Annotated in this window: 4 protein-coding genes and 1 pseudogene; all 5 read left to right on the top strand. The window is 43.7% G+C overall.

What is annotated here, in order from left to right; translation table 11 throughout:
• Positions 1-232 precede the first annotated feature (232 nt).
• Positions 233-2,980, top strand: a complete 2,748-nt coding sequence (locus ACLQ3M_RS11175) for a type I restriction-modification enzyme R subunit C-terminal domain-containing protein (protein WP_411677773.1) — start codon at positions 233-235, stop codon at positions 2,978-2,980.
• Between the two features lie 15 nt (positions 2,981-2,995).
• Positions 2,996-4,156, top strand: a complete 1,161-nt coding sequence (locus ACLQ3M_RS11170) for a restriction endonuclease subunit S (RefSeq protein ID WP_411677772.1) — start codon at positions 2,996-2,998, stop codon at positions 4,154-4,156.
• Between the two features lie 2 nt (positions 4,157-4,158).
• Positions 4,159-4,800 carry a hypothetical protein gene (locus tag ACLQ3M_RS11165; RefSeq protein ID WP_411677771.1) on the top strand — a complete coding sequence of 214 codons (642 nt, stop codon included), beginning with the start codon at positions 4,159-4,161 and terminating at the stop codon, positions 4,798-4,800.
• Complete coding sequence (locus ACLQ3M_RS11160) at positions 4,793-6,277, top strand: N-6 DNA methylase (RefSeq protein WP_411677770.1); 1,485 nt, start codon at positions 4,793-4,795, stop codon at positions 6,275-6,277. The genes ACLQ3M_RS11165 and ACLQ3M_RS11160 overlap by 8 nt, the downstream gene beginning before the upstream one ends.
• Positions 6,278-6,680: 403 nt before the next feature.
• Positions 6,681-8,279, top strand: a pseudogene (locus ACLQ3M_RS11155) (hypothetical protein); the annotation flags it as partial.

The following is an 8,279-nucleotide window of genomic DNA, read 5'->3' as shown; positions in this document are numbered from 1 at the left end:
TGGAAGTGGCGGGATCGTCATTCTTCCGGCTTTATGTTGATTTTTCATTTTCTATTTTCTCTTCACGCAAATTGTAAAAAGAGCCCATCCTTCGCTTAACGCGTCAGGTGGGTTCTTCGACAATCTGCGATATATAATAAATTATATATCATTCTATGGAATAAAATTTAACATGTAATATGTAAAACATATGTGTCTGATTTGAATATGATTCAGCGAGGTGATATGGGTGGTGCCAGAAGAAAAAGCGAGAATAAAAATTGATCAAAAGTTAATTGCTTCCGGGTGGATTGTTCAAGACAGGAAACAATTTAATCCGCTGGCCGGTATAGGCGTTGCCGTACGGGAATACCCCACAAGTACCGGCGCAGTTGACTATGCCCTCTTTGTAGAAGGAACTCCTGTCGGTGTCGTGGAAGCAAAGAAAAGTGAGGTCGGCGAAAATATTACGGCAGTAGAGGAACAGTCCTATCGGTATGCCAAAAGCACGTTTCAATGGGCCAAATCCGATACTGTAATCCGCTTTGCTTATGAAGCTACGGACGTCTTGACGCGCTTTACGGATTATGCTGATGAAAAATACCGTTCCCGCCCTGTTTTTACCTTTCATCGCCCGGAGACTTTACGAATGTGGCTGGCCGGTGGGAGTGCAACCCTTCGGAATAACATGAAACGTTTTCCCAGTTTTGATACCACCGGATTTCGTGACTGCCAGATTACCGCGATCAAAAATCTGGAACGTTCCTTTGCGGAAAACCGCCCGCGCGCGCTGATTCAGATGGCAACGGGAGCCGGTAAAACCTTCACCGCGATCACCTCTGTCTCTCGATTGCTGAAATTTGCCAAAGCAAACAGAATTCTGTTTTTAGTTGATACAAAAGGCTTGGGAGAGCAGGCGGAGCGCGAGTTTCTTGCCTATCGCCCATCGGACGATTTCCGCACATTTTCAGAAATATATTCCATCCGCCGATTGAAAACTTCTCATATTCCCAAGGACGCACAAGTCTGTATCAGCACGATCCAGCGGATGTACTCCATTCTGCGCGGAGAAGAACTGAATGAACATTGTGAGGAAACCTCGCTCAACGAAGTGAAAATTGAAGGAAAGCCGAAAGAGGTCGTATACAACGAAAGCTATCCGCCGGAGATGTTTGACGTTATTATAATCGATGAATGCCACCGCTCGATTTATAACGTGTGGCAGCAGGTTCTGGATTATTTCGATTCGTTTTTAGTCGGCCTGACCGCCACACCGGATAAACGAACCTTTGGCTTTTTTCAGCAGAATGTGGTCAGTGAGTATTCCCATGAACAGGCTGTCATTGATGATGTAAATGTCAACGGCGATCTTTACACTATTGAAACTGAAATTGGCAAAAACGGGGCGACGATCCTGAAACAATTCATTGAGCGAAGAAGCCGTCTGTCCCGCAGGAAGCGATGGGAGCAGATGGATGAGGACGTTATCTATAAAAGCATCCAGCTCGACCGCGACATCGTAAATCCAAGCCAAATCCGCACCGTGATCAAGGCGTTTCACAACGCTATGTTTACAGAACTGTTCCCCGGGCGAAAAGAAGTCCCCAAAACACTGGTTTTTGCCAAGACGGACAGCCATGCGGATGACATTATTCAGATCGTGCGAGAGGAATTTGGCCAGGGGAATGAGTTCTGCCGCAAAATCACCTATCAGGCGGAAAATCCGGAAAGCGTGCTGTCCGCTTTTCGCAACGATTACTATCCCCGCATCGCCGTTACAGTTGATATGATTGCCACAGGCACAGATGTAAAACCAATTGAATGCCTCTTGTTTATGCGTGATGTCAAGAGCAAAAATTACTTTGAGCAAATGAAGGGGCGCGGTACCAGAACACTTTGCAAAGATGATTTGCAGAAGGTTACGCCGTCCGCCGTATCCAATAAAACGCATTATGTCCTTGTGGACGCCGTCGGTGTCACCAGGACGGTAAAGACCGATTCCCGCCCGCTGGAACGCAAGCCAACCGTTGCACTCAAGGATTTGATGATGAGTGTCGCGCTGGGGATCCACGACGAGGATACGCTCACGTCACTTGCCAACCGCTTGACCCGATTAAACAAAGAGCTGACTCCCAAGGAGCAGAAGACTTTTCAAGCGCTGTCGGGCGGAATGACGGTAAAGTCCGTAGTTCAAAATCTGCTGGAAGCTTTTGATCCGGATGTCATTGAGAGCCGCGCGTCATCACTTTCCCCTGAAGAGAGTGAAACGGACGAGCAAAGACAGGAGCGCGCTCAGGAAACTTTAATCGCAGAGGCGGTCAAACCGTTTTACCTGCCGGAAGTGCGGCAGTTTGTCGAGGACGCCCGCAAAAACCATGATCAGATAATCGACACGGTAAATGTAGATACCGTGACATTTTCCGGCTGGGACGCACAGCAGATGGAGAAAGCGGAGGAAACCATCCGCTCGTTTCGTCACTTTATTGAGGAAAACAAGGATGAAATTATTGCGCTGCGGATTCTATACAGCGAAACCTATCAAAACCGCGCCATGACCATAGAGAAGATGAAGGCACTCTATGAAAAGCTGACGGCAGCTCCCTGTGGCATGACCGTAGAACGGTTGTGGGAATGCTACGCCGTCCGCAAACCGGGAGCGGTCAGGGGAAAAAGCACCATGCGTGTCCTGGCCGACCTGGTTTCCCTGATCCGGTTTGAAATGGGATACGCCGACACCCTTTCCCCCTTTGCGGACACGGTAAACTATAACTTTATGCGCTGGACCATGGCGAAAAACGCCGGTCATATTCATTTTTCCGAAGAACAGATGGAGTGGCTGCGATTGATTAAAGACCATATTGCCGTTTCGCTCAGTGCAGAGCCGGATGATCTGGAATTGACGCCCTTTGACGAAAAAGGGGGCTTAGGCAGATACTATGAGCTGTTCGGCAGTGAGTATCTGAAGGTTTTACAGGAAATGAATGAAGCGCTGGTGGCGTAGCTGAAAGGTGAAAAAATGGGTTCAGACGTTAAATGCCCTACAAAATGGAAAGTGCTCTCTTATAAAGAAGCGGTGATAAAAGCAAGTATCTCTGTAGATAAAAAAACCAAGCAGAAAGATTATTTGGCAACTGGAAAACTTCCCATTATTGATCAAGGTCAATCACTTATTGGCGGATATAGCAATGATATGAGTTGCGCAGTAAATTGCAAACTTCCTGTCATAGTGTTCGGTGACCATACAAAAGTTGTAAAATTTATTAATTTTTCTTTTGGCGCAGGAGCTGATGGTATAAAAATTTTGCAACCGAAAGAGTGCTTGTTACCCAAATACTTATTTTATTATACTCAGGTGTTGACAAAATGTATTGAAGATAAAGGCTACGCAAGGCATTATCAGTATATTGAAAAGAAAAACATACACTATCCCCCGTTGCCCGAGCAGGAGCGCATTGTTTCTAAAATTGAGGAACTTCTCTCCAACCTGGATGCCAGTGTCGCCGAACTGCGAACGGCAAAAGAACGGCTGAAGATGTACCGTCAGGCTGTGCTGGATCGCGCTTTTGGCAAGATCTTTACAGAATGTAAAATGAATAAAGTAGCTCAAATGATTGACCCACATCCAAGTCATAGAACTCCCTCTAAATATTTAAATGGTATACCATACATAGGCATAGGCGATATTGATTATGATTCTGAGCAAATACGTTTTAGTCTCGCGCGGACTGTTGCCCCAACGATACTTAGTGAGCATCTTGAACGTTATACGCTATCTTCTGGTGATTTTATTATGGGAAAAATCGGAACTATTGGAAAACCATTTAAATTGCCTTTTCCGCAAAATTATACCCTTTCTGCTAATGTCATTTTGATTCAGCCATTAAAAAAGATAATAGACTCCGATTATTTATATTGGCAGTTTCGTTCTACTTACGTAATACAACAACTTACAAAAGGAGCATCTGCGACAAGTCAAGCAGCATTTGGAATCAAAAAAGCAAGACTTTTGAACATTAAGGTATGTAACTTGAATACTCAAAAGAAAATCGTTCAAGAAATAGAGTCTCGTCTATCCGTCTGCGACAACATTGAAAAAACCGTAAACGAATCTTTGCGGCAGGCACAGGCCTTGCGGCAGAGCATTCTGAAAAAAGCCTTCGAGGGGAAGCTGGTGTAAATATGGCAGATTCCAGTGTGGAAATGACAAATTGGATCATGATCGCTATTACCGCAATTTATGTTGTTGCCACGATACTGATTTGTATTTTTAATTATCGTTCGGCGAAGGCAACCCGTGAACAGGTTGCGGAATCAAAGCGCCAGTTTGAGGAAACCAATAGGGCTTTTGTCACTGTCACTTTTGAAATCATAAGAAGCGGATTAGCTGTTTTACATATACAAAATCATGGCAAACGAATTGCGCAGGATGTAAATGTAACGGTATCATCCGCTTTCCTTGCGAATATGGCTGATAATTCTGACAAAGAGCACATTGAAAAATTGAACAATGCTTCATTTACACTTGGAATAGGCCAGAGCTGGTATATTGGGATTGGAAGTCATCTTCGATTAAAGCAAATGAGCAAAGAATTGTTGACAATAGATATTTCTTATGCAGATAGGATATCTCATTACCACGAATCTACTGTTATTGACTTAAAACAATTTTTCTGGGCTTTGCTTTACGATTCTCCAACAGAAAATACCTATCAAGAAATGAAGAGTATAACGAAACACTTAAATTCAATCGATCATTCCATGACTGTTTTACAGAAATGCGTTTCAGCACAAATTGCGGAAAGTGAGAAACCAAATGTCTGAACAAACCTCAACCATCATTTCAAAAGTCTGGTCCATGTGCGGCGTTCTCTATGACGACGGCGTGTCTTACGGCGACTATTTGGAGCAGCTTACTTACATGATCTTCTTAAAAATGGCGGACGAATACACAAAGCCGCCCTATCATAAAAGCCTTGGCATCCCTGACGGGTATACATGGACCGATTTAAACAAACTGACAGGAACCGATCTGGAAGACCAATACAAAGCAACCCTTGACAAGCTAGGGACCATGAATGGCATTCTGGGAGAGATTTTTCAGGGGGCACAGAATAAAATCAGTGAAGCGGCGAAGCTTTCCCGTATTGTAAAAATGGTGGATTCTGAAAATTGGGCCTCCATGTCCACCGACGTCAAGGGAGAGATCTATGAAGAACTATTGCAAAAAAACGCGGAAGATATCAAGAGCGGCGCAGGACAATTCTTTACGCCGCGTCCACTGATTCAGACCATGGTGGAATGCCTGAAACCGGAGCCGATGAAAACCATTGTTGACCCGGCCTGCGGCAGCGGGGGCTTTTTTCTGGCGGCGCAAAAATACATTGCAACCCACTATTCCCTTGACCGCGAACAAAAGGAATTCTTAAAAAACAGAACTTTTCGCGGCTGGGAAATCGTACGCTCCACTTATCGCCTCAGTTTAATGAACCTTTTCCTGCACAACATTGGCGATATTTACGGTACGGTTCCCATTACCCGCAACGACGCGCTGCTGTCCGATCCGGGTGAGCGTTTCGACTATGTCCTGACCAACCCGCCGTTCGGCAAAAAATCTTCCATGACGTTCACCAACGAAAAGGGGGAGCAGGAGAAAGAAGACCTCGTCTATTCACGACAGGATTTCTGGGCAACAGGCTCCAATAAACAGCTCAATTTTGTACAGCATATCAATACTTTGCTGAAAAGCACCGGCAAGGCGGCGGTGGTTGTACCGGATAACGTCCTGTTTGAGGCAGGCGCGGGCGAAATTGTCCGCAAAAAGCTGCTGGAAACAACCGATTTGCATACGATTCTCCGTTTGCCCACCGGTATTTTCTATAAGCCTGGCGTTAAGGCGAATGTTATTTTTTTTGATAAGCGACCGGCCAGTCCCGAAACGCAGACAAAGGATGTCTGGATTTATGATTTCCGCACAAATGTGCACTTCACGCTGAAACAGCACCCGATGACCCGCGCCGACTTAGACGATTTTGTGAAGTGCTATCATCCGGATAACCACCATCAGAGAACTGAAACATGGTCGGAAGAAAACCCAAATGGCCGTTTTCGTAAATTTACCGTCGAAGAAATCTTCGCAAGGGATAAAACCAGTCTTGATATTTTTTGGATTAAGGACAAGTCCTTAACAGACCTGGATAGTTTGCCAGACCCGGATGTGTTGGCTTCCGATATCATTGAAAATTTGCAGTCCGCAATGGACAGCTTTAAAGAATTGCTGGAAACACTGGGTGAAGAATAACGGTATTTGTTGACAAAATTGACGTTTAAGGCACGAGAATTATAACGCAAGCAGAAGACTTAAGTGCCTTGAGCGATTATTATTCCGTCATGTTTTATCTGATTCAAATGTTCCCAAAATTCAGATTTTATAACACTAATAAAATTAAACGGAATGCCTTACTCCTTCATTGAGAAAACCTCCCTGCTATTTTGATATGGTTGGCCAAACCATCATCTTTAGCAGGGTGTTTTTATTCGGCAAAAATGTCTTTGATTACAGTGACTTATTTCAATTTGCAGTATAAATTCAAAATTCGATTGACAATAAGGCTGAATAGGAATATTATTATAGAACAAAAGATCCAATTATTGGACTTTTTGTAAATTATTTAAATGATGTGGGAGAAAAGAGGAGAAATGAAGTGCAAAAATGCATTAAATTAGATAGAAGAATTGCTAAAATTGTTAGAAACACATTTAAACCAATAATTTCTATTTTACTGACCTTTTCAATTCTATTTTCTAGTATACCTCTCGGTTATATCGTGAAGGCACAAGCTGCAAGTATAGGTGGAACAGGGACATCTTCAAATCCATATATTATTACAACTGCGGATCAGCTTGCGAAAATTCCGTCTATGGGACTCGGCAAATTCTATGAATTGGGGAAAAATATAGATTTGTCTCCTGAAAATAGTGTTAAGGACTCTGGTACATATAAAGATTCGGGTCCTGCAAACAGTACAGGCTGGAAGCCCATTGGAAGCAAAGATGCTCCATTTACAGGAACTTTCAATGGCAATGGCTATACAATCAGTAACTTGGTAATCGGAAATGAAGATACCCCGGATGATTCCTCTGATCTAGGACTTTTTGGGTATACTAGCTCCGCAACTATCAAGAATGTAGAGTTAATGAATGCCTCAATCTATTCGACGGGTGACAATATCGGGGCATTGATAGGATACTGTGATGGAGCTGAGACAATTACTGATTCTTGCGCAACCGGCGGTAATGTGTCAGGCGATTTCGCAGTTGGTGGTTTAATAGGATATGTAAAAAACTCAAATAGCGTCATCTTTAATTCATCTGCAACAGATAAAGTGGCTGGTAGTGGCAATGATGTAGGTGGATTAATAGGTAATTCCAGTGGGACAATTACAAATTGCTACACTAACGGTAGAGTGTCTGGGGCATCTTACACAGGCGGTCTTGTAGGACAAAATAGAGGTAAAGTTACAAATTCATATACTGTTGGCAGCGTTACAGCAGAATCCTATATAGGCGGATTGGCTGGCTTGAATAAAGGAAAAATAATTAATTCATATGCGGCAGCCAACGTATCTGGAAACATAATTACCGGTAGTTTTCTGGGAAGCAATTCCGGGGAAGTTTCGGATGGATATTGGAGAGTTGTTGCGCAAATATCTGGTTGCGGGTTGGCCGGTGGAACTTTCGCGGCTGCCGGAATGAACTCGGCAGAAATGCAGACACAAACGTTTGCGGATACGTTAAATGAGAATATTGATAGCCTGAATTTGTCAAGTTGTTTACATTGGGAATACCATACAAATGTTAATAATGGGTTTCCTGTATTACAAAAAAATGCGAATATAGCTACATTAGCTGTAGCTGTCAATGCTGCGATGCTTGGAAATGGTACGTCGTCGGATCCATATGTTATCACAACGGCGGATCAACTTGCATCAATTTCAACTACGGGACTTAATAAATGCTATAAGCTTGGGAATAACATCGATCTGTCAAGTTATGCAAACTGGGCTCCAATCGGCAGCAAAACTACGCCGTTTACCGGGACTTTCGATGGAAATGGACACACCATCAGCAATTTGACAATCGGAACGGAAAGCAGCCCGAGCATTTCCTCGTATCAGGGGCTGTTCGGATATACCAATGGTGCAATAATCGAAAATGTTGGATTAAACAATGTCTCGATCTATTCAACAGGCGACGATGTAGGTGCGTTGGTAGGGTACTGCAATGGATCCGAGACCGTAACG

The sequence above is a fragment of the Caproicibacter sp. genome (assembly GCF_046707225.1).
In the GTDB taxonomy this organism is placed as follows: Bacteria; Bacillota; Clostridia; order Oscillospirales; family Acutalibacteraceae; genus Caproicibacter.
Note: the sequence above shows the minus strand (reverse complement) of the source record. Positions and strands in the feature narration are given on the sequence as shown.

Coding starts and splice junctions, on each gene's coding strand:
- ACLQ3M_RS11170 (WP_411677772.1), top strand. CDS start 2,996: ATGGGTTCAGACGTTAAATGCCCTACAAAATGGAAAGTGCTCTCTTAT.
- ACLQ3M_RS11165 (WP_411677771.1), top strand. CDS start 4,159: ATGGCAGATTCCAGTGTGGAAATGACAAATTGGATCATGATCGCTATT.
- ACLQ3M_RS11160 (WP_411677770.1), top strand. CDS start 4,793: ATGTCTGAACAAACCTCAACCATCATTTCAAAAGTCTGGTCCATGTGC.